The sequence below is a fragment of the Streptomyces sp. H39-S7 genome (genome assembly GCF_027158205.1).
Classification (GTDB): Bacteria; Actinomycetota; Actinomycetes; order Streptomycetales; family Streptomycetaceae; genus Actinacidiphila.
Window position 1 is genome coordinate 31,871 of sequence record NZ_JAPVLU010000003.1, and the last position, 21,384, is coordinate 53,254.

Consider the following 21,384-nt stretch of genomic DNA (forward strand, 5'->3'; position numbering starts at 1 on the left):
ACCAAAAAGCCCCTGGCGGGTTTCCCCGCCAGGGGCTTCGAGCTGCGGTGGACCTGTGGGGATTTGAACCCCAGACCCCCTCGATGCGAACGAGGTGCGCTACCAGACTGCGCCACAGGCCCTTGCAACGAGGAAAACGATAGCACCCTCTCGGGGGTGGTTGTTAACGAGATCCTCGCTGGTCACCGATTGGCTACTCGTTGGCGGCGCGTGGCCGGTCCGGGTCGGCGTACTGGTCGAACAGGGGGGTGCGGGAGCGGTCGCGGGAGCGGCGGCCGGGGGTGGGGCGCGGGAGCTCGCGCTCGGGCTCCGGCTCGGGGGTCGCGGCGGGCGCCGGCGCGTGGCCCGGCGTGGTGCCGGAGCGGGCCGAGCTCCAGTTGCCGGGGGCGGTGAAGTCGATGCCGCCCGGGGTGCGGGGCGCGACCGGCGCGGTGACGTAGGTGGGCAGCGGCACCGGTACGGGGTCCCAGCTGTCGTCGGGGACGGCGTGCTGCTCGCGCTGCTGCTGGTCCACCCACTCCGCGTGGTCGGTCTGCTCGACGAGGGCCCGCCGGTCCGCGGTGCGCGGCGAGGTGGCGGGCTCGGCCTCGTCGGCGGGGTCCGGCTCGTCGGCGTGCTGGGGGCGCGGGCGGTCGCGCAGCCGCACGGCGGCGTCGGCGGCCCGGCGCTGGTCGATCTTGACCTCGAAGCGGCGGCGCTCCTGGCGGCGCAGGTGGCCGATGTAGAAGGTCAGCAGCGCGGCGGGCGCCGCGGGCGCCCACAGGAACGCGAGGCCGCCCACGGCGGCCACGATGGCGCCGACGGTGAACGTCAGGAAGAGGAGCGTCGTGGTGCGGCGGCGGCGCGCGAGGACCTTGGCCCGGGGGTTGTACGCCGGGCCGGGGCGCTGCGCCTTCTGGTGCACCGGGGCGGAGTGGTGCTGCTGCGCCGGAAGGGCCGCCGGGGCGGGTTTGATCTCGGTCGCGGGCACGGCGAGGCCCCGGACGTCCACCACGTCGACGGCGGACACCGGTGCATCATCGGGCTGATCGCTCTCGTCGCGCGCTTTCGCGACGCGACGCTCCATCCCCGCCCGGCCGGACAGCAGCCGGATGGCGGTGCTGAAGCGTTCCGTCGGACGCGCTTCGTTGAGCTCATCCTGCCTACGGAGCCACATCGGCACCAAGTAGGCAGCCCAGGCCCCGACGATGACTGCGTAGATGAGGCCACTACTGCTCACGGATTACACGGTAGGGGCCGCAGAGACACGCCATACGCAATTCCGCACGGTGTGTCGCACGATCTGGCTGATATGCCGAGATTTTTTTGTGATTGGGTTCATTTTCGAACGTATATTTTATTTCTGTGGCGTCCCCGGCCTGGTGTGACGCCATCGGTTGAGCAGTCCCTCCGGCACTTCCTCGGCCGTCAACGCGAACACCAGGTGGTCACGCCACGCACCGTCGATGTGGAGATAGCGCGGCCGCGGACCCTCTTCGCGAAATCCGAGTTTCTCCACGACGCGCCGGCTGGGGATGTTCTCCGGGCGGATGCACACCTCGACCCGGTGCAGCCCGACATGGCGGAAGCAGTGGTCGACGGCGAGCGCCACGGAGGTCGGCATGACACCGCGTCCGGCGACCGCCTGGTCGACCCAGTAGCCGACGTGGGCGGAGCACATCGAGCCCCAGGTGATGCCGGCGACGGTCAACTGACCGGCCAGCCGCCCCTGGTACTCGATGACGAAGGGCAGCATGCGGCCCGCGGTCGCCTCCGAGCGGAGGTGGCGCACCATCTGACGGTACGTGGGGCGCTGGGCGAGGTGGCCGGGGGGCGCGGGCGGCACGGTGGCCTCCCACGGCCGCAGCCATTCGCGGTTGCGGCGGTTGACCTCACGCCAGGAGCGCTGGTCGCGCATCTTGATCGGGCGGAGGGTGATGTCACCGTCCACCAGTTCGGCCGGCCAGGACGCGTTCAGCTCGCTCTCCCGGATTGAGGGTGGTCGCCGCCGCGGATCTGGTCGACGGCGTGGACGAGGAGCGGGGCGAGCACGTCCAGGCCGTCCTTGACGCCACCGGTCGAGCCCGGGAGGTTCACCACCAGGGTGCGGCCCGCGACGCCCGCGATGCCGCGGGAGAGCACCGCGGTGGGCACCTTCTCGCGCCCGGCGGCCCGGATCGCCTCGGCGATGCCGGGGATCTCGTACTCCAGCACCTCGCGGGTGGCCTCGGGGGTGCGGTCGGTGGGCGAGATGCCGGTGCCACCGGTGGTCACGACGACGTCGTAGGAGGCCGCCACGGCGTCCCGCAGGGCCCGCAGCACGGGTTCCCCGTCCGGGACCACCTGCGGCCCGTCGGTCTCGAAGCCCAGCCCCCGCAGCGCCGCGACGATCAGCGGTCCGCCGCGGTCCTCGTAGACGCCCGCGGCGGCGCGGTTCGAGGCGGTGACCGCCAGGGCCTTCATGACCGGGCTCATGACCGCCGCCAGTCGCCGGACTTGCCACCGGTCTTCGTCTCGACGCGGACGTCGGTGATGACGGCGGCCTTGTCGACGGCCTTGACCATGTCGATGACGGTGAGGGCCGCGACGGTGACGGCGGTCAGCGCCTCCATCTCGACCCCGGTGCGGTCGGTGGTCCGCACGGTCGCGGAGATCTCCACGGCCTCGTCGGTGACGGCGAGGTCGAGCGTCACCCCGGAGAGCGCGAGCGGGTGGCAGAGCGGGATCAGGTCCGGCGTCCGCTTGGCGCCCATGATGCCCGCGATGCGCGCGGTGGCGAGGGCGTCGCCCTTGGGAACACCCTCACCGCGCAGCAGCTCGATGACGCGCGGGGCGACGAGCACCCGCCCGGTGGCACGGGCCGTGCGGGCGGTCACGTCCTTGCCGGAGACGTCCACCATCCGGGCCGCACCGGCCTCGTCGATGTGGGTGAGGTGCTCTTGCGCGCTGCTCATCGTTCTCCCGGTCCGGTCCTGTGGGCAGCCACCGTACCGGGAGGGCGGGTCGAAAAGGCCGCAGGGCCTTCACCGGGGGGCGCGGCCGGCGCCGTACGGGCCTAATCCAGCCGGATCACGTCGACTTCCGCGCCCTTGTCCACGGAGGTGGTGTCCTCCGGGACGACGATCAGCGCGTTGGCGTGCGCGAGCGATCTGACCAGGTGCGACGCGGAGCCGCCGACGGGCGTCACCGTGCCGTTCGCGTACTTGCCGCGGAGGAACTGGCGCTTGCCCGCGGGCGAGGACCCGATCGCGGTGTCGCAGACCGCGCGCACGACCTCGCGGTGGACGGCTCCCGCGCCCATCAGCGTGCGGATCGCCGGGCGGACGAAGAGCTCGAAGGAGACGTACGCGCTGACCGGGTTGCCGGGCAGGGCGAGCAGCGGGATGCGGTCGGGGCCGATACGGCCGAAGCCCTGCGGCTTGCCGGGCTGCATGGCGAGCCTGCGGAAGTCGACCCGGCTCTCGTCGTCCTCGATCGAGGCGAGCGCCTCCTTGACCACGTCGTACGCGCCGACGCTCACCCCGCCGCTGGTGACGATGATGTCGGCCCGGATGAGCTGGTCCTCGATGGTGGCACGCAGTGTCTCGACGTCGTCGGCGACGGCGCCGACCCGGTACGCGATGGCGCCCGCGTCCCGCGCGGCGGCGGTCAGCGCGAAGCTGTTGGAGTCGTGGATCCGGCCGGGGCTGAGCTCCTCGCCGGGCTGGACGAGCTCGCTGCCGGTCGACATCACCACGACGCGGGGGCGCGGGCGCACCCGGACGCTGCCGCGGCCGATGGCGGCCAGCAGGCCGATCTGCGGCGGGCCGAGGATCGTGCCGGCGGCGAGCGCCAGCTCCCCTGCGGCGACGTCGCTGCCGCGGGCCCTGACGTACTGGCGCGCCTCGACGGGACGGTGCACCCGGACCTCGCCACTGGCGCCGGCCGGGTCCGAACTGTGCGACCGCATGGTGGTGGCCGGTCCGCCGCCGGTGCCCGCGTCGGTCCACTCCACGGGGACGACGGCCTCCGCGCCGGGCGGCAGCGGGGCGCCGGTCATGATGCGGGCGGCCTGGCCGGGGCCGACGGTGGGCAGGTGGTCGCTGCCCGCCGCGACGTCGCCGATGACGGTCAGGACCGCGGGGTGCGCGTCAGTGGCCCCGTCCGTGTCCGCGGTGCGGACCGCGTAGCCGTCCATCGAGCTGTTGTCGAAGGGCGGCAGCGCGACGGGGACGGTGACGTCCTCGACGAGGACGCAGCCCTGGGCATCGAGGAGTTGCAGCTCGATCGACTCCAGCGGGGACAGCTGCCCGAGGATGTTGTCGAGGTGCTCGGAGACAGACCAGGTCCGGTCGGTCACGGTGCTCAATCTTGCATCTCCTCGGTCACGTACGAGCGGAGCCAGGTCCGGAAGTCCGGGCCCAGGTCTTCACGTTCGCACGCCAGTCTGACAATGGCCCGCAGGTAGTCCGCGCGGTCGCCGGTGTCGTAGCGGCGGCCGGTGAAGACCACGCCGTGGACCGGGCCGCCGTCGTCGTCGCGGTGCGACATCTCCCGCAGCGCGTCGGTGAGCTGGATCTCCCCACCGCGGCCGGGCGGAGTCTTCTTGATCGCGTCGAAGACCGCCGGGTCCAGCACGTACCGGCCGATGATCGCGTACGAGGACGGCGCCTCACCGGCGGCGGGCTTCTCGACCAGGTCCGTCACCCGCACCACGTCGTCCTCGCCGGTGGGCACGATCGCCGCGCAGCCGTAGAGGTGGATCTGCCCGGGGTCGACCTCCATCAGCGCGATGACGCTGCCGCCGAACCGCTCCTGGACGTCGATCATGCGCGACAGCAGCGGGTCGCGCGGGTCGATCAGGTCGTCACCCAGCAGCACCGCGAAGGGCTGGTCGCCCACGTGCGGCTCCGCGCACAGCACCGCGTGCCCCAGACCCTTCGGGTCGCCCTGCCGCACGTAGTGCATGGTGGCCAGGTCGCTGGACTCGCGCACCCGCGCCAGGCGCGACTCGTCGCCCTTGCGGGTCAGCGCCTCCTCCAGCTCGTAGTTCCGGTCGAAGTGGTCCTCCAGGGCCCGCTTGTTCCGCCCTGTGATCATCAACACATCACCGAGGTTGGCGGCGCGCGCCTCCTCCACCACGTACTGGATCGCCGGCTTGTCGACGACGGGCAGCATCTCCTTGGGCGTGGCCTTGGTAGCCGGCAGGAACCGGGTACCGAGCCCCGCCGCCGGGATGACGGCTTTGGTGATCCGAGTACGTGCTTGAGTCATGCCGTGCACCATAACCGCTGGGCGTGAGATGAAGATGAAGTTCCGGTTGATAACGGCTGATAGGCGGCAGTAGTGCGGGGTATGAGCGACGGCCACGGTACCAAGGCGACGCTGCGCGCCGAGTTGCTGCGCCGCCGGCGCGGGCTGACACCGCAGGAGCTCGCGACGGCGGCCCGCGCGCTGGCGGAGCGGGTGGCTGACCTGCCCGAAATCCGGACGGCGGACACCGTCGCGGCCTATGTCTCGATGGGCACGGAACCCGGTACCCGCGAGGTGATCGACGCGCTGCGCGCCGCCGGCACCCGCGTACTGCTTCCCGTACTGATGGCCGATAACGACCTGGACTGGGCGGCGTACGAGGGGCCGGAGGCGCTGGAGCGCACCCACCGGGGGCTGTCGGAGCCGGCCGGCTCGCGGCTGGGGCCCGAGACGGTGACCCGCGCCGGGGTGGTGCTGCTGCCGGGGCTCGCGGTCGACGGGGACGGGCTGCGGCTGGGACGCGGCGGAGGCTCGTACGACCGCGTGCTGGCGCGGCTGGAGCGGGCGGGCCGCCATCCGGCCCTCATGGTGCTGCTGTACGCGAACGAGGTGGTCGCCCGGGTCCCGAGGGAACCGCACGACCACCCCGTGCACCTCGCGGTGACCCCCGAGGGGATCCACCGCTTCACCCCCTGAAAGGGGTCAGGGCGTCAGCGCCATCTTGTCGCTCGTCGCGTCGTCCACCTTGGCTCTGGAGAAGACCCACGGCAGGAGTTCGCCCTTGGCCCACAGCGCCGTCTGGTCGGAGTAGTGCGCGTTGTACGCGTGCCCCGAGGCGCCGGTGAGGTTGATCCAGCGGGACTTGTCGAAGTCGCCGAGGTTGACGATCATGCGCATCGACGGCACCCAGACGACGTCGTAGCCGCCGGCCGCGTTCCAGCCGGTCGCGTTGACCGCCGCCTCACCGCCGCCGAGCTGCCACGGGCCGCGGTTGAGCAGCCATTTCACCACGGCGGGACCGCCGGTGCCGAGCGTCTGGTTCCTGAGCTCCAGCTTGTGCAGCCGGCCCCAGCTCCAGGTGTCGATGTCCTTGCCGAGCTTGGCGGTCAGCTCGTACCGCGCGTCCTGCATCGCCTGCCGGAGGAGCTGGTCGCGGGTGCTGTGCGCGGACGGCGCCGCGGCGCTGTCGAAGAACGCGGTCGGCGACATCGTCCACCAGGCGTTCGTCTCGTCCGGAAGGATCTTGCGGACGACCTCGAACCACCGGTCGCCGCCGTCGGGCTGCGCCTGGTCGGCCTCGCGCTCACCGCACTCGTTGACCGTCTCGCTCTTGCCGTCGAGGTCGTCGACCGGACCCGACTGGTCGACGGCGGGCACACGCAGGCACTGGTCCTCGGGGCGCAGCTCCTTGGGCAGCTTGTTGCCGAAGGCGAGCTTCAGGGTGTTGCGCCAGACGGCGTTGAAGTAGGCGGCGGCCGCGGAGTCGGCGTCCTGGTTGAAGTCCCAGCCCTCCAGCAGCTGCTGGGCGTCGCGGACGTAGGAGTCCTTCACGTCGACCTTGAGCAGGTAGGGCACCAGCAGCTTGGCGATCTCGCTGCTGCTGTCGGACTGCATGGTCTGCATGTCGTCCATGGAGACCTTGCCGCCGTCCTTGATCTTGGACGCGATGAGGTCGTTGATGCGCTGGCTGCGGGCGCCGTAGCCCCAGTCCTTGGTCAGCATCGGGGCGTACTTGCCCTCGTTGATCACGGCCTGGTTGGCGGTGACGATGTAACCGCGGGCCGGGTCTTCCTCCCAGGGCATGGACTTGAACGGGATGTACGTGTCCCAGCGGTAGCGCGAGTCCCAGCCGGGCGCCGGGTAGCGGCCGTCGCCCGTGGCGCGGACCGGGATCTTGCCCGGGGCCTGGTAGCCGATGTGGCCCTGCTTGTCGGCGTAGATCAGGTTCTGCGACGGGACCTCGAAGTCGGCCGCGGCGGCCCGGAACTGCTCGAAGTTCTGTGCCTTGTTGATCTCGAAGACCGCGTCCATGCTCTTGCCGGGGTCGAGCGCGGTCCACCGCAGGGCGACCGCGTAGCCGCCGCTGCGGTCGGGGGCGGCGTCCTGGACGGGCGCCGTCTCGCCGACCTTGAGCAGCTCGTCGGAGCGGTCGGAGATGATCGGGCCGTTGTTGGTGGTGCGCACGACGATCTCGCGGTCGGCGCCGCCCGCGACCTTGATGGTCTCCTTGCGGGTGGCGAACGGCTTCTGCTTGCCGTCGTAGAGGTAGCTGCCCGCGGTGACCTTCTCCAGGTAGAGGTCGGTCACGTCGGCGCCGAGGTTGGTCATCCCCCAGGCGATGTTCTGGTTGTGGCCTATGACGACGCCGGGCATCCCGGAGAACGTGTACCCGGCCACGTCGAACGGGCAGGCCGGGCCGACGCTGCGGCAGTGCAGCCCCATCTGGTACCAGAGCGACGGCATCTGCGGTGCCAGGTGCGGGTCGTTGGCCAGCATCGGCTTGCCGGTCGTCGTGTAGGCGCCGGAGACGACCCAGGAGTTGGAGCCGATGCCGTTGCCGGACGGGCCGAGCAGGTTGGGCATCTTGTCGATGATCTCGGAGAGCCCGGAGAGCTGGGAGTTCAGGGCGCTCGCGCCGACAGGGGTACCGCCGGCTTTGGGCGGCGTGTACTTCTCGGTGATCGGGTCGAGCTTGCCGCCGTCGACGATCGGCTGGTGCCGCTGGTACGGGTAGCCCGGGTAGAGCTGCTCGATCTGGTCGGCCTTGAGCCGGCTCGTCATCAGCGCGCGGTCGATCTCGTCCTGCATGTTGCCGCGCAGGTCCCACGCCATGGCCTTGAGCCAGGCGACGGAGTCGACCGGGGTCCACTGCTCGGGCTTGTAGTCGTTGGAGAACGACAGGGCCGCGTACTCGACGGACAGGGCCGCGCCGCTGTGGTCCTTCAGGTACGCGTTGACGCCCTCGGTGTACGCCTGGAGGTACTTCTTGGTGCTCGCGTCGAGCTTGGAGTCGTACTCCTTCTGCGCGATGTCGCGCCAGCCGAGCGTGCGCAGGAAGGCGTCGGTCTCGACCTGGCCGGAGCCGAACATCTCCGACAGCCGGCCCGAGGTGAGGTGGCGTCGGACGTCCATCTCGTAGAACCGGTCCTGCGCCTGGACGAAGCCCTGGGCCCTGAAGAGGTCCTCGGAGGTGTCCGCGTAGATCTGCGGGATGCCCTTGCTGTCGCGTTCCACGTCGACGGGCGCGGTGAGGCCCTTGAGTTTCAGCGATCCGGTGGTCTCGGGGAACGAGGCGCGCACGGTGCTGACGCTCCAGTACGACCCGTATCCGATGCCCCCCACCAGCAGGACCACGAACGCGATCACAAAGAGGCGAAGGCGGCGGGACTTCTTCTTGGCGGGCATCTCTGTCCTTCGAGGGGCAGGGTGGACCGGGTGCTCTTGGTGCTGGATTGGTGCTGGAGCAACCATAGGCGCAGCGATCGGGACGCCCCTACGCGGAGTCATCGTTGACCGCGGAAGTTCAAGTACCGGTAAAATGTTAGGCAAGGCAATGAACTTCTCCCAGGCCTTCGAGGAAGGACCGCGCCCTGACTGTCCACCGTCTCAATGAACTCCTGTTGATCGGCGCCCTCGTGCTGCTCATCGCGGTGGTCGCCGTGCGACTGGCGTCGCGCAGCGGCCTGCCCACTCTGCTCATCTACCTCGGCATCGGCGTCGCGATCGGCCAGGACGGCCCGTTCGGCTTTACCTTCGACGACGTCCAGCTGACCCAGGTCCTGGGATATGCGGCACTTGTGGTGATTCTTGCCGAAGGCGGACTCGGCACGAAGTGGCAGGAGATCAAACCGGTGGTGCCCGCCGCCGCGGTGCTCTCGACGTTCGGCCTCATGCTGAGCGTCTTCATCACGGCGGGCGCGGCCCACTACCTGGTGGGGCTGGACTGGCGGCAGGCGCTCATCATCGGCGCGGTGGTCTCGTCCACGGACGCGGCGGCGGTCTTCTCGGTCCTGCGCAACGTGCCGCTGCCGAAACGCATCACCGGGGTGCTCGAAGCCGAGTCCGGCTTCAACGACGCCCCTGTCGTCATCCTCGTGGTGGCGTTCTCGACGGCGGGACCGGTCGAGCACTGGTACCTGCTCCTCGGGGAGATCGCGATGGAGCTGGCGATCGGTGCCGCGATCGGCATGGCCGTCGGCTGGCTGGGCGCCTACGCGCTGCGGCACATCGCCCTGCCCGCCTCCGGCCTCTACCCGATCGCGGTGATGGCCATCGCGGTCTTCGCCTACGCCGCCGGCGCGACGGCCCACGGCTCCGGATTCCTGGCCGTCTACATCGCCTCCCTGATACTCGGCAACGCCAAACTGCCGCACCGGCCGGCCACCAGGGGGTTCGCCGAAGGGCTCGGCTGGATCGCGCAGATCGGCCTCTTCGTCCTGCTCGGGCTGCTCGTCACCCCGCACGAACTCGGCGACGACATCCTGCCCGCGCTCGTCATCGGCCTGATCCTGACCGCGGTGGCCCGACCGCTGTCGGTCACCGCGAGCCTGGCGCCGTTCCGCATCCCCTGGCGGGAGCAGGCGCTGATGTCCTGGGCCGGGCTGCGCGGCGCCGTGCCCATCGTGCTGGCCACGATCCCGATGGTGGCGGGCGTGCCCGACAGCCGCCGGATATTCAACATCGTCTTCATCCTGGTGATCGTCTACACCCTGGTGCAGGGCCCGACCCTGCCCTGGCTCGCCCGGCGGCTGCGCCTCGGTGTCCGCGACGGGGCGGCCGACCTCGGCATCGAGTCGGCGCCGCTGGAACGGCTGCGCGGCCACCTGCTCTCCGTCTCCATCCCGGAAGAGTCCCGGATGCACGGCGTGGAGGTCAGCGAGCTGCGGCTGCCGGCCGGAGCGGCCGTCACCCTCGTCGTACGGGACGGGACCAGCTTCGTGCCGCTGCCGAACACGGTGCTGCGGCGCGGCGACGAGTTGCTGGTCGTCGCCACCGACCCGGTGCGGGACGCCGCGGAACGGCGGCTGCGCGCGATCGGGAAGGGCGGCAAGCTCGCGAACTGGCTGGGCGAAGGGTGAGCTCGGGGTGATGACGGGGGGCGAGCTCGGGGTGAGCTCGGGTGAGCGAGGTCTCAGGGGAAGCGGGTGACGTACCGGCCTGCACGGCACTGAGTGCCGGTAAGCTGGGCCGGTACGTCGTGAATACGTACGTGTTGAGTACACAGACCTCTGTCTGACGCAGAGCTGGCGCGACGGGGACCACCCCGTGTCTTGCGCGAGCGGACAGCTCTCGGCGCCATCCGTGACGGATGGGCTACCAGACAGCACAAAGGACCAAGCCGTGGCATCCACGGTGAACAAGCCGGACAGCCCCGCCACCAAGCGGCCCGGATACGGACAACTCCTGCGCACACCCCGCGCCTGGACGTTCCTGCTGCCCGGATTCGCGGCCCGGCAGCCCTTCGCGATGCTCACCATCGGCATCGTGCTGCTCGTCCAGCACACCACCGGCTCGTACGGCACGGCCGGCGTCGTGGCCGCCGTGACCGGCGTCTCCATGGCGGTCTTCGCCCCCCAGAACGGCAAGCTCGCCGACCGGTTCGGACAGAGCGCCGTCCTGCTGCCGGGCGTCCTCGTGCACACGGCCTCCGTGGTGCTGCTGACCGCCCTGGCCCTGTCGCACGCCCCACTGTGGGCGCTGTTCGCGGCAGCCGTGCCGGCCGGCGCCTCGGTGCCGCAGATCGGCCCGATGGTCCGGGCGCGCTGGGCGGCCAAGCTGGAGGGCTCGCCTCTGATGTCGACCGCCGCGGCGTTCGAGTCCGTGACGGACGAGTTCACCTTCGTCATCGGCCCGGTGCTGGCCACCGCGCTGTGCACGGGCGTGCACCCGGCGGCCGGACTGATCGCCGAGGCCACCCTCACCCTGGTCGGCGGTCTGCTCTTCGCCGCGCAGCGCGGCAGCGCCCCCGCGCCCAGCAGGACCGTCGACGGCGTCCGCGAGAAGCACGTCTCGGCGCTGACCATCCCGGGCGTCAGGGCGCTGGCCGTGGCCTTCCTCGGTATCGGCGCGGTCTTCGGCGGCATGCAGGTCGGTCTGACGTCCTTCACCGAGGAGATCGGCCGCCAGGGCATCGCCGGGCTGCTCTACGGCACCTTCGCGGCGGGCAACATGCTGGCCGGAGTCGTCTGCGGCGCCATCGCCTGGCGCCGCAGCCCGCAGGGCCGGCTGCTGATCGCGTACGCGGCGCTGGCGCTGGCCTGCTCCGCGCTGTGGGCCGTCCACTCGGTGCCGCTGCTCGGCGCGCTCGGCCTGCTCATCGGGTTGTGCATCGCCCCCGCCCTGATCACCGGGTACACCCTGGTCGAGTCCCTGGTGCCGGCGACGTCCCGCACCGAGGCCTTCACCTGGCTGACCGGATCGGTGGCGCTCGGCCAGGCCATCGCGGTGACGGCCGCCGGACAGCTGGCCGACCGGGTCGGCGCGAGCGCCGCCTTCGTGGTGCCGCTGGCCGGTACGGCGCTCGCTCTAGCCACCCTCGTGGTGCTGCGCAAGCGGCTCAAACCACACTCGGAGGGGCGGATCGTCCAGGGATCGACACGTGGGATGAGTCACCGCGTGCCGGTCACGGTGGACTGACGCGGCGGAATGCTGCACTATTGAACGTCGTTAGCACTCATCGAGTGAGAGTGCCAGGAGGATCAAGTGCCGACGTACCAGTACCAGTGCACCGAGTGCGGCGAGGGCCTCGAGGCGGTGCAGAAGTTCAGCGATGACGCTCTGACCGTTTGCCCGACCTGCAGCGGACGCCTGCGCAAGATCTTCTCGGCGGTCGGGGTCGTGTTCAAGGGTTCCGGTTTCTACCGGACCGACAGCCGTGGCTCGTCCTCGGCGAGCACCCCCGCGGCCAAGAGCGGCTCGGATGCGAAGCCTTCGACGACGTCCGCGCCGTCCTCGGCCTCCTCGTCGAGCAGCTCCTCATCCGGTTCGAGCAGCTCTTCCAGCGGGTCTTCCGCAGCCTGATCGATCCCGATCGCTGTGCACGGGTGAGCCGCCCAAGGCTTACGCGTCGATGACGGACCCCGCCGATCCAGTCGGCGGGGTCCCTCGTCGTATCCAGCCGCCGTTAGGGTGATCCGCATGGTGGAGAGCAGCGGTACGCGGGCCGATATCGGCGTCATCGGCGGGTCCGGTTTCTACTCGTTCCTCGAGGATGTGACCGAGATCACGGTCGAGACCCCCTACGGTCCGCCGAGCGACTCGCTCTTCCTCGGCGAAGTGGCCGGCCGGCGGGTGGCCTTCCTGCCGCGGCACGGCCGCGGGCACCATCTGCCGCCGCACCGGATCAACTACCGGGCCAACCTGTGGGCGCTGCGCTCGGTCGGCGTGCGCCAGGTGCTCGGCCCGTGCGCGGTGGGCGGCCTGCGCGCGGAGTTCGGCCCCGGCACCCTGCTCGTGCCCGACCAGCTCGTGGACCGCACGAAGTCGCGTGTCCAGACGTACTTCGACGGGGAGGCGCTGCCGGACGGCAGCCGGCCGAACGTCGTGCACGTCTCGCTGGCCGACCCGTACTGCCCGGTGGGACGCCGGGTCGCGGTGGACACCGCGCGGGCGGGCGGCTGGGAGGCCGTCGACGGCGGGACGCTCGTCGTCGTCGAGGGGCCCCGGTTCTCCACCCGCGCGGAGTCGCGGTGGCATGCGGCGCAGGGCTGGTCGGTGGTCGGCATGACCGGGCACCCCGAGGCGATCCTCGCCCGGGAACTCGGGCTCTGCTACACGTCCCTGACACTGGTGACGGACCTGGACGCGGGCGCCGAGACGGGCGAGGGGGTCTCCCACGAGGAGGTCCTGGAGGTCTTCGCGGCGAACGTCGGCCGGATGCGGACCGTGCTGTTCGACGTGGTCGGCGGACTGCCGCCGATCGCGGAGCGGGAGTGCCTGTGCGTGGACCCGTGGGGCGGGCAGCAGCCGGGGATCGCGCTGCCGTAAGGGGTCGGCCGGCCGGGAGGCACGGCTGCTTCACCCTCTCGGGTGACGGGGTTTTCCACAACCGGTGAGTTGTCCACAGGCCTGGAAGGGCCGACGGCGGTGTGCGGGATCGTAGAGATCTCAGCCGCGGGGATCCGTTCGGATATCCCCGCGGAGATTCCTCCGAGGCGGTGACACCTCCATGCCCGTTCTTCCCGACCCCCGTCCCGACCCCTCCGCGCCCTCCTCCGCACCCCCTGATTCCTACGCGCTGCCGCGCTGCGTGGTGCCGTCCTTCCCGCCGATCCGGGCCGGCCGGGGGCGCGGGCGGATCCGGCGGTGGACGGCGCCGCACCGCGGCCGGCGGACGGTGTCCGCGGGGCTGGCGATGGCCGCGGCCGTGTTGGCGGCCACCCCTCCGCACTGTCAACTGCCCTGGCGGTGAAGCGGTGTTGACTCACCCTTTCGTGTGTACGGATTGGACACACCTCTCCCGGAATGCCGTAGGTTGCGGCACTTGCTGTGTCGTCGACCGTGCGTGCGGAAAGAGAGAATCCAGTGAGCGACGAGAAGCAGGGCGGGGTCCTGAGCGGCTTCAGGGAATTCCTGATGCGGGGGAACGTGGTCGACCTGGCCGTCGCCGTCGTCATCGGTGCCGCGTTCACCTCTGTGGTGAATTCCGTGGTCAGGGGCGTCATCAACCCGCTGGTCGGCGCGTTCGGCACCAAGGACCTGGAGCGCTACCGCTCGTGCCTCAAGGGCCCGTGCTCGGTGAACGACGCGGGCGACGCGGTGACCGGCATCCCGATCCTCTGGGGCCTGGTGCTCAGCGCGGTCCTCACGTTCGTGATCACCGCCGCGGTGGTCTATTTCCTGATGGTGCTGCCGATGTCCCGCTACCTGGCCAGGAGGGCCGCGCGGGAGCGGAAGGCCGCTGTCGTGCACGCGGAGGCCGAGGCCGCCGAGGTGGCGCTGCTGCGCGAGATCCGCGACGTGCTGGTGGCGCAGCGCGGCTGAGTCAGATGTGGTGCGGGGGCTTCTCGTCGAGGAAGCGGGCGAGATCGTCGCCCCCGCCGCCGGACGGGCGCTCGCCCCAGCCCCGGTCCGTGTCGTCGGACGACTGCCGGCTGAGCGGGTCGTCGAAAACCAGCGCGGCGGCGGGGTCGCGCCGCGGCTTCTCGGGCCGTGCCGCGGGCTGGGGGTCGGACTGGGGTTCGGGAGCGGTGCTCATGCCTCCAGGGTACGGCGGCGGGCCCGCGACCCGGCTCGTCGCGTCACGGCTCGTCGCGTCAGCGGTCCTTCGGGTCGAGCAGCCAAAGGGCAAGCACCACCAGGAAGGACACCACGAGGAAGCCGGCACACCACCAGGCGATCGCCGTCTCGCCCTGCATCCACTCGTTGACGGCGATCGACAGCGCCCACAGCTGGCCGATGACGACCGTGATCGCCAGCATCAGCCGGGCGGAGAGTTTGGCGGAGCGTTCCGGGTCCTGGTCGGTGCCCGCGCCGGGGCCGGGGCCGGTGTGGCGCACCCGGGGGTCGCCGTAGCCGCTGGTCGCGCGGATCTGCGGGTAGCGCTCGTGCACCGGCCGGTTCAGCCGGGGCTGGTCGCTGCCCGGGTGATACGGCGGCGGGGTGTCCGTCATACGCGTCGGCCTCCCTCGGTCGTGGGGCCCTGCGCCCGGGCGCCCGGGCAGCCGAGCCGGCCCGCCACCTCGGGGCGGGAATCCTGGAGCTGGCGGCAGAGCCCTTCCTCGGCGCTCTCCCCGGAGCGGGCGGTGCCGATCGCCCAGACGCTGCCGTCCGCGCGCTCGACGAGGACCACCTTGGGCAGCCCGCGCGGTGGCGGTCCGGCGGTGACGTCGCCGGTGCGGGCGTCGAAGACTCCCTCGTGGCACGGGCAGTACAGCTCGCCCTCGCTGCCCCGCTCCTTCCGCCACAGCACCGCGCAGGCCAGGTGGGTGCAGATCGCGGAGTAGCCGACGAGGGTGCCGTCGGTCATCCGCACCGCGACCGCCCGGTCGTCCTCGCCCGGGTAGCGGAAGGCGAGGGACTGGCCGCGTTCGATGCGGTCGGCGATCTTCTTCGGGTCGGCCGTGCCGTCACCGTGCCGGTGCAGCACTCCCGCCGCGACGGCCACCCCGCCGACGGCGAGACCGCCGGAGACGGTGGCGACGATCCGCAGGTAGTCGCGGCGGGTGGTCAGCGAGTCGGCGCTGATCCGGTCGCGCAGCGCGTCCTGCTCGGGATCGTGGTGCGCGTCCGGCTGCTCAGTGGTGGTTGTCATCGGACATCGACCCCGTTCACCTCGACGATCGGCAGCCCGCCGGGCACCGGCCACCGCACCTTGTCCGCCGGGACGACCATCGCCACCCCGGTCTTCACCATCACGTCGCCGAACACGAAGGAGTCGGCGACCTCGACACCGGGCCGCTCGGCCTGCAGTTCCTCGAGCGTTCCGTAGAACAGCGCGCCGGTCGGGCAGACGGTGGCGCACATGGGGGCGAGGCCGTACTCGGTGCGGTCGTAACAGAGGTTGCACTTCATCTGGAGTTTCGCCTCCAGATCGATCTTCGGGATGCCGAAGGGGCAGGCGTTGACGCAGTTGGCGCAGCCGATGCAGCGGGTCAGGTCCGCCTCCTGCACCACCCCGTCGGGCGTGATGAGGATCGCGTCGGCCGGGCAGACCTCGGCGCAGGGCGCGACGGGGTCCTCGCAGTGCATGCAGACGCTGGGAAGGGAGGCCACGCTGAGCCCCTGGTCGGGGTAGTCGAGGTGGATCATCGACTTGCCCCGGTGCGAGTCGCATTCGCGGCAGGCGGAGACGCAGGCCTGGCAGCCGATGCAGCGGCCCGGGTCGATGAAGATCGTCCGTCCCATCATGGCCGGATCAGCTCCTTTCCGACGTGCCCCGGCCCTGGGGGGCCGTGGGCGGGAAGGGTTCGGTGCGGGAGACCTGGGTCTCCGGATAGGCCTCGCGGCCCGGCGGCACCGGCGGCGCGGGGACCTGGTCGAGGGCTTCCGCGGCCTCGACCCGGGCGGCGCAGACCTTGTACTCCGGGATCTTGGAGCGGGGGTCGAGGGCGTCCATCGTCAGCACGTTCGCCGCCGTGGGGGCGGGCCAGTGATAGGGGATGAAGACCGTGTCGGGACGGATCGAGTCGACGACCAGCGCCGGGTACACGGTGCTGCCCCGGCGGGTCACCACCCTCACCGGGTCACCGTTGCGGAAGCCGTGCGAGGGGTGCACCTCGACCCAGGGGCGCGGGGTCTGCTCGACGAGGGCGCCGAGCCTGCGGGTCTGGTTGCCGGACAGGAAGTGTGCGACGGTACGGCCGGTGGTGAGCGACAGCGGGAACTCGTCGCTGTACGGGTCCATCGGCGGGTGCCACTCCACCACCTGCAGATGGATCATGCCGTCCTCGTGGTACGTCCGCCCGTTCTCGAAGAGCCGCGGGGTGCCGGGATGATCGGTGGAAGGACAGGGCCACGCGATGCCGCCGGTCTCCTCCAGCCGCTCGTAGGTGATGCCGTAGTAGTCGTTGACGGTGCCGGCGGACGCGATCCGCAGCTCGTCGAAGACCTCGCGGGAGCCGGCGAAGGCGAACTTGTCGCCCTCGCCCAGCCGGCGGGCCAGCTCGCACATCACCCAGGTGTCGGTCCGCACCCCGGGCGGCGGGTCCTGCGCCTTGTTGTGCTTGACGACGCGCGCCTCGGCGTTGGCCATCACGCCCTCGTCCTCGGCCCAGGTCGTGACGGGGAAGACGACGTGCGCGTTCTCGGCCGTCTCGGAGAGGAAGAAGTCCAGCTGGGCGTGGAACTCCAGCTTGTCGTAACCGTCCTTGACGACCTTGTAGTTCGGGAGGGAGACGAACGGGTTGTTGCAGGTGCCGATGAGGCCGCGGATCTCACCGCGCTGCATCTGGTAGACCATCTCCATCATCGAGGTGCCGGCCTGCGGCAGCTCGGACTCCTCGATCCCCCAGATCTCACAGATCTGCCGACGGTGCTCCGGGTTCATGATCGAGCGCCCGCCGGGCAGCATGTCGGACTTCTGACCGTGCTCGCGGCCGCCCTGCCCGTTGCCCTGGCCGGTGATCGTCCCGTAGCCGGCGCCGGGCTTGCCGATGTTCCCGGTGGCGACGCACAGGTTGATGATGCTGAGGCAGTTCTCGACGCCCTGGCTGTGGTGCTCGACGCCGCGCGCGTGCCAGGCCATCGCGTTCCGCGCACCGCCGAACAGCCGCGCCACCTGCTCGACGTGGTCGACCGTCACCCCGCAGGTCTCGGCGGCCCGCTCCGGCGGGTAGGCGGCGACGGCCGCCCGGACCTCGTCCCAGCCGGTGGCGTGCGCGGCGAGGTACTCCTCGTCGACGAGCCCCTCGCGGATCACCACGTGCAGCACCGCGTTGAAGAACGCCGAGTCGGTGCCCGGCTTGATCGGCACGTGCAGGTCGGCGGTGCGGGCGATCGGGGTCTCGCGCGGATCGATGACGATCAGCTTCGCGCCCCGGTCCCGCGCGCCCCAGATGTACTGGGTCATGACGGGGAAGCACTCGCCGACGTTCGATCCGGCGATGAGCAGGCAGTCGCTCAGCAGGATGTCGGAGAACGGGTTGCCGGCCCGGTCGATCCCGAAGGCCAGCTTGTTGGCCCCGGCGGCGCTGACCATGCAGAGCCGGCCGTTGTAGTCGACGTGCTTGGACTTCAGCGCGACCCGGGCGAACTTGCCGACCAGATACGTCTTCTCCGAGAACAGGCTCGCGCCGCCGAGCATCCCGAAGGAGTCGTTGCCGTTCTCCCGCTGGATCCGGCGGATCTCCGAGACGGTGAAGTCCAGCGCCTCCTCCCAGCTCGCCTCCCGCAACGGTTCGTCGCGCGAGCGCCGCATCAGCGGAGCGGTCAGCCGGTCGGGGTGGTTGACCTGCTGGTACGCGCTGATGCCCTTGGGGCAGAGCCGCATCCGGTTGATGTCGTGGTTGCGCGGCTCGACGCCGAAGACCTTGCCGTGCCTGTCCACCCGCAGATACATCCCGCACTGCACTCCGCAGAAGCAGCAGTGCGTGGGCACGAGCGTCTCGCCGTTCTGGTCGGCGTGCCACTTGTCGGCCGGGATGCCGCCCGCGTCCCGGAAACCGCGGGTGCCGGGCGGGGCGATGGCCGGGTCGATCGGTAGGGGCGGCCTGGTCGGCGTGTCCGTCACTTGAAGCCCCGCTTCACATGGGAGAGGTAGGCGCTGCCGCGCAGCGCCCGCTTGCAGCGCGGGCAGTACTCGGCCCACTCGTCGAAACCGAGGTTCAGATCACGCATCGTGCCGCGCAGGTTCTCCACGTACGGCGCGGTGTCGATCGGCTCCTGGCAGCGGCGGCAGTGGAAGACCTTCTCGTCCTGCCGGGCGGTGTACTTGAAGAGCTGCATGCCGACCGCGGCGGGGCGCTGCACGAGGTGGAAGAACTTCCCGAACGGGATGTAGATGAGGGTGAAGACCACGGACACCATGTGCAGCAGCGCCAGGAACTCGTAGCCGCCGCCGTGCAGCAGCACGCTGGAGAAGGTCAGCAGCAGCCCGGTGACGGAGATGGTGATCAGCGCGATGAGCGGGACGAAGTCGTACGCGAAGCGCTGCCCGGTGATCGCCCCCCGGTCCTTCATCCGGCGCCAGAGGAAGTAGCCGGCGCCGGGGATGACCAGCACCGCGGCGAGGTCGAGGCCGTGGAACATCGCCCAGCCGAAGAAGGACGAGGAGTCGTAACCGAGCACCTTGACGCCCCAGATCCGCATTTCGTAGCCGGGTCCTGAACTGCTGCCGGAGGTGAAGGTGAACCAGCCCCAGGTGAGCGGGAAGGTGATCGCCGCGGCGAGAAGGCAGCCCCAGAACATCAGTTGGTGCGCGAGCCAGCGGCCGTGCGAGCGCGCGCCGAGGAACTTCTGGAAGCCGAGGTAGGTGATGATCATCTTCGGCAGCGCGGTGGGCGCCTTGCGGAAGTTCGCGACGGAGAAGAAGCTGCGCCAGCCCTGCTTGAACAGCCGCCGGGACGCGGGGGCCGACACCCAGACCGTGTAGCGGTAGGCGACGCCGAAGGCGAGGAAGATCGTGGCGACCGTGTAGGGGATCAGCGCGGAGTCGAAGTCCTTGAGCCCCCGGCTGCCGAGCACGATGGCGGCGAGCAGCAGGACCGCGACGGCCGTGGCGACGAGCGAGGCCCGGGTGGTGGGCGACCGGCCGGCCGTCCGGGGAGCGGCGGGCGGCGGCCCGGCCGAATCTCCGGCCACGGCGGTGGCCGTGCCGCCGGCCGCTGGGGGCTCAGCCAGGGGAGGTTCCGGCGGAGGTTGCTGCACGGGCTGGCTCCGTTCGACTGCGCACCTTCCGGACGGCGGGGCCCGGCAGTAGGCAATCTACGGACAAACTGTGCATAACGCAGTGATTGGCGCCCTGATGGACTACAGGGCGCCTGTCATCGCCCTGGCGGGGACGCGGCCCCCCCAACGGCCCCCAAGCGTCGGCGGGGAGAAACCCCAAGCGCCGGTTTGGGAGACCCCTGCCGCTATACCTGGGGCCATGGAACTCGACATCGACCGGCGTGACCCGGTGTACCGGAACTGGCTCAAGGACGCCGTCGGCAAGGTGCAGGCCGACGCCAACCGGTCCGCCGACACCCACCTGCTGTCGGTGCCGCTGCCGCCCGCGTGGGGCATCGACCTGTACCTGAAGGACGAGTCGACGCACCCGACCGGCTCGCTCAAGCACCGGCTGGCCCGCTCGCTGTTCCTGTACGGGCTGTGCAACGGCTGGATCCGCCCGGGGGCGCCGGTGATCGAGGCCTCCAGCGGCTCGACGGCGGTCTCCGAGGCGTACTTCGCGAAGCTGATCGGCGTGCCGTTCATCGCCGTCATGGCGAAGAGCACCGTGCGCTCCAAGATCGACCTGATCGAGTTCCACGGCGGCCGATGTCATCTCGTCGACGACCCCTGCGAGGTCTACGAGGTGGCGGTGCGGCTCGCGGCCGAATCCGGCGGCCACTACATGGACCAGTTCACGTACGCCGAGCGCGCCACCGACTGGCGCGGCAACAACAACATCGCGGACTCGATCTTCCGGCAGCTGGCACTGGAGCGGCACCCCGTCCCGGCCTGGATCGTCGCGACGGCCGGCACCGGCGGAACGTCCGCCACGATCGCCCGCTACGTCCACTACACGCAGCAGGACACCGGGGTCTGCGTCGCCGACCCGGAGAACTCCGCGTTCTTCCCCAGCTGGCGGGCGGACGACCCGACCGTCGTCACCGACCGCGGCTCCCGCATCGAGGGCATCGGCCGCCAGCGGGTGGAGCCGAGCTTCGTCCCCGGGGCGATCGACCGCATGATGCGGGTGCCGGACGCCGCCTCCGTCGCCTGCGTCCGCGTGCTGGAACGGCTGCTGGGCCGCAAGGCCGGCGCCTCCACCGGCACCGGCCTGTGGGCCGCCTTCCGGATCATCTCCGACATGCGGGCGGCCGGCGAACAGGGCAGCGTGGTGGGCCTGTTGTGCGACCCGGGCGAGCGGTACCTGGAGAAGTACTACTCGGACGACTGGCTGGCCGCGCAGGGCATCGACATCACCCCGTTCACCGCGCGCATCGAGCACTTCCTGGCGACCGGCGAACTGAGCACCGTCCCGGCCGCCTGACCCGTCGGGGCCGCCTGACCCGTCAGGGACGAGGGCGCCGTCAGGTGCCTGTGCGGAGCCGCAGGGCGGCGAGCGGTACGAAGCCGAGACCGGTGGAGCCGTCGGTGTCGTCGGACCCCGACAGCCGGCGCAGCATCGCCAGCGCGATCCGTTCGCCCTGCACCTTCGCGTGGTCCGCGCGGGGACCCGCGTACAGCCCGTCGACGGATGCGCGCCACAGCTGGACCCAGCGGCCGAAGTGCTCGGCGGTCATCGGACGGGTGTCGTGCAGGGCCGCGTGCGGGGCGAAGGCGTTGCCGCTGTACTCGGCCGTACGGAGGAGGGCGCGTTCCCAGAAGTCGGTGATCCTGGGCAGGTGCGCCTCCAGGTCGAGGCCCGCGATCTCGGTGAAGTACGGGCCGATCAGCCGGTCGGCGAGCGCCGCCTCGTAGAAGCGGCGCAGCAGCCTGACGAGGTCGGCGCGGTCGCTGATGTCGGTGGTGCCGGGTGGTGGATTGACCATGGTCCTTCCAGGGTCCGGGTGGGGCGGACCGGCCGCCAGG

22 protein-coding genes and 1 tRNA gene are annotated in these 21,384 nt (G+C 70.9%); 7 read left to right on the forward strand and 16 right to left on the reverse strand.

All coding sequences use genetic code 11. The annotated features are described in order from the left end of the window. Positions 1-48: 48 nt before the first annotated feature. The 7 genes from O3X23_RS03530 to galU form a co-directional block, all read right to left on the reverse strand. Positions 49-122: transfer RNA gene (locus O3X23_RS03530), tRNA-Ala, on the reverse strand. A gap of 71 nt (positions 123-193) precedes the next feature. Continuing rightward, positions 194-1,219: a divisome protein SepX/GlpR gene (sepX, locus tag O3X23_RS03535; protein ID WP_269269605.1), complete on the reverse strand. Its 1,026-nt coding sequence runs from the start codon at positions 1,217-1,219 to the stop codon at positions 194-196. A gap of 117 nt (positions 1,220-1,336) precedes the next feature. Further along, complete coding sequence (locus O3X23_RS03540) at positions 1,337-1,957, reverse strand: GNAT family N-acetyltransferase (RefSeq protein ID WP_269269856.1); 621 nt, start codon at positions 1,955-1,957, stop codon at positions 1,337-1,339. Continuing rightward, positions 1,954-2,454, reverse strand: coding sequence for a MogA/MoaB family molybdenum cofactor biosynthesis protein (locus O3X23_RS03545; RefSeq protein ID WP_269269606.1), 501 nt, complete (start codon positions 2,452-2,454; stop codon positions 1,954-1,956). Before O3X23_RS03545 ends, O3X23_RS03540 begins: the two co-directional genes overlap by 4 nt. Further along, complete coding sequence (moaC, locus tag O3X23_RS03550; protein ID WP_269269607.1) at positions 2,451-2,933, reverse strand: cyclic pyranopterin monophosphate synthase MoaC; 483 nt, start codon at positions 2,931-2,933, stop codon at positions 2,451-2,453. The genes O3X23_RS03545 and moaC overlap by 4 nt, the downstream gene beginning before the upstream one ends. 101 nt (positions 2,934-3,034) lie before the next feature. Next, positions 3,035-4,327: a molybdotransferase-like divisome protein Glp gene (gene glp, locus O3X23_RS03555; RefSeq protein ID WP_443047724.1), complete on the reverse strand. Its 1,293-nt coding sequence runs from the start codon at positions 4,325-4,327 to the stop codon at positions 3,035-3,037. Then, a complete protein-coding gene (gene galU, locus O3X23_RS03560) occupies positions 4,324-5,232 on the reverse strand; it encodes a UTP--glucose-1-phosphate uridylyltransferase GalU (RefSeq protein WP_269269608.1) in 909 nt (302 codons plus the stop codon). The genes glp and galU overlap by 4 nt, the downstream gene beginning before the upstream one ends. Positions 5,233-5,313: 81 nt before the next feature. On the opposite strand from galU, the gene O3X23_RS03565 reads away from it, so the two are divergent. Beyond that, positions 5,314-5,907 carry a 5-formyltetrahydrofolate cyclo-ligase gene (locus O3X23_RS03565; protein WP_269269609.1) on the forward strand — a complete coding sequence of 198 codons (594 nt, stop codon included), beginning with the start codon at positions 5,314-5,316 and terminating at the stop codon, positions 5,905-5,907. 6 nt (positions 5,908-5,913) lie between these two features. Here O3X23_RS03565 and O3X23_RS03570 read toward each other — a convergent pair whose 3' ends face one another. Continuing rightward, a complete protein-coding gene (locus O3X23_RS03570) occupies positions 5,914-8,616 on the reverse strand; it encodes a penicillin acylase family protein (RefSeq protein ID WP_269269610.1) in 2,703 nt (900 codons plus the stop codon). A gap of 215 nt (positions 8,617-8,831) precedes the next feature. Here O3X23_RS03570 and O3X23_RS03575 point away from each other — a divergent pair, with 215 nt between their 5' ends. The 4 genes from O3X23_RS03575 to O3X23_RS03590 all read left to right on the forward strand — a co-directional run bounded on the left by O3X23_RS03575 (position 8,832) and on the right by O3X23_RS03590 (position 13,197). Further along, the gene (locus tag O3X23_RS03575) at positions 8,832-10,289 is read left to right on the forward strand and encodes a potassium/proton antiporter (RefSeq protein ID WP_269269611.1); all 1,458 of its coding nucleotides are present in this window, start codon (positions 8,832-8,834) and stop codon (positions 10,287-10,289) included. A 262-nt stretch (positions 10,290-10,551) separates the two neighbouring features. Further along, positions 10,552-11,847: an MFS transporter gene (locus O3X23_RS03580; RefSeq protein WP_269269612.1), complete on the forward strand. Its 1,296-nt coding sequence runs from the start codon at positions 10,552-10,554 to the stop codon at positions 11,845-11,847. A gap of 66 nt (positions 11,848-11,913) precedes the next feature. Further along, positions 11,914-12,231 carry an FmdB family zinc ribbon protein gene (locus O3X23_RS03585; protein WP_269269613.1) on the forward strand — a complete coding sequence of 106 codons (318 nt, stop codon included), beginning with the start codon at positions 11,914-11,916 and terminating at the stop codon, positions 12,229-12,231. A 117-nt stretch (positions 12,232-12,348) separates the two neighbouring features. Then, on the forward strand, positions 12,349-13,197 hold the full coding sequence (locus tag O3X23_RS03590; protein ID WP_269269614.1) for an S-methyl-5'-thioadenosine phosphorylase: 849 nt from the start codon (positions 12,349-12,351) through the stop codon (positions 13,195-13,197). 243 nt (positions 13,198-13,440) lie between these two features. Here the strand turns inward: O3X23_RS03590 and O3X23_RS03595 are convergent, their stop codons facing one another. Then, a complete protein-coding gene (locus tag O3X23_RS03595) occupies positions 13,441-13,590 on the reverse strand; it encodes a hypothetical protein (protein ID WP_269269615.1) in 150 nt (49 codons plus the stop codon). 144 nt (positions 13,591-13,734) lie between these two features. Between O3X23_RS03595 and mscL the strand changes: the two genes are divergently transcribed. Then, on the forward strand, positions 13,735-14,193 hold the full coding sequence (mscL, locus tag O3X23_RS03600; RefSeq protein WP_269269616.1) for a large conductance mechanosensitive channel protein MscL: 459 nt from the start codon (positions 13,735-13,737) through the stop codon (positions 14,191-14,193). A 1-nt stretch (position 14,194) separates the two neighbouring features. Here the strand turns inward: mscL and O3X23_RS03605 are convergent, their stop codons facing one another. Genes O3X23_RS03605 through O3X23_RS03630 form a run of 6 tightly spaced genes read right to left on the reverse strand, consistent with a single transcriptional unit; the run spans position 14,195 to position 19,515 of the window. After that, positions 14,195-14,407 (reverse strand): hypothetical protein, encoded by a 213-nt coding sequence (locus O3X23_RS03605; protein WP_269269617.1) that lies wholly within the window; start codon positions 14,405-14,407, stop codon positions 14,195-14,197. Between the two features lie 58 nt (positions 14,408-14,465). Then, on the reverse strand, positions 14,466-14,822 hold the full coding sequence (locus O3X23_RS03610; RefSeq protein WP_269269618.1) for a hypothetical protein: 357 nt from the start codon (positions 14,820-14,822) through the stop codon (positions 14,466-14,468). Continuing rightward, positions 14,819-15,463, reverse strand: coding sequence for a Rieske (2Fe-2S) protein (locus tag O3X23_RS03615; RefSeq protein ID WP_269269619.1), 645 nt, complete (start codon positions 15,461-15,463; stop codon positions 14,819-14,821). Before O3X23_RS03615 ends, O3X23_RS03610 begins: the two co-directional genes overlap by 4 nt. Continuing rightward, entirely contained in the window at positions 15,460-16,059 is a 600-nt protein-coding gene (locus O3X23_RS03620) for a 4Fe-4S dicluster domain-containing protein (RefSeq protein ID WP_269269620.1), read from the reverse strand. The genes O3X23_RS03615 and O3X23_RS03620 overlap by 4 nt, the downstream gene beginning before the upstream one ends. Before the next feature lie 7 nt (positions 16,060-16,066). Further along, complete coding sequence (locus tag O3X23_RS03625) at positions 16,067-18,379, reverse strand: molybdopterin oxidoreductase family protein (RefSeq protein ID WP_269269621.1); 2,313 nt, start codon at positions 18,377-18,379, stop codon at positions 16,067-16,069. After that, complete coding sequence (locus O3X23_RS03630) at positions 18,376-19,515, reverse strand: MFS transporter (RefSeq protein WP_443047728.1); 1,140 nt, start codon at positions 19,513-19,515, stop codon at positions 18,376-18,378. Before O3X23_RS03630 ends, O3X23_RS03625 begins: the two co-directional genes overlap by 4 nt. 220 nt (positions 19,516-19,735) lie before the next feature. On the opposite strand from O3X23_RS03630, the gene O3X23_RS03635 reads away from it, so the two are divergent. Beyond that, a complete protein-coding gene (locus O3X23_RS03635; protein WP_269269622.1) occupies positions 19,736-20,842 on the forward strand; it encodes a PLP-dependent cysteine synthase family protein in 1,107 nt (368 codons plus the stop codon). A gap of 40 nt (positions 20,843-20,882) precedes the next feature. Here the strand turns inward: O3X23_RS03635 and O3X23_RS03640 are convergent, their stop codons facing one another. Next, positions 20,883-21,344, reverse strand: coding sequence for a group III truncated hemoglobin (locus O3X23_RS03640; protein WP_269269623.1), 462 nt, complete (start codon positions 21,342-21,344; stop codon positions 20,883-20,885). Positions 21,345-21,384 lie beyond the last annotated feature (40 nt).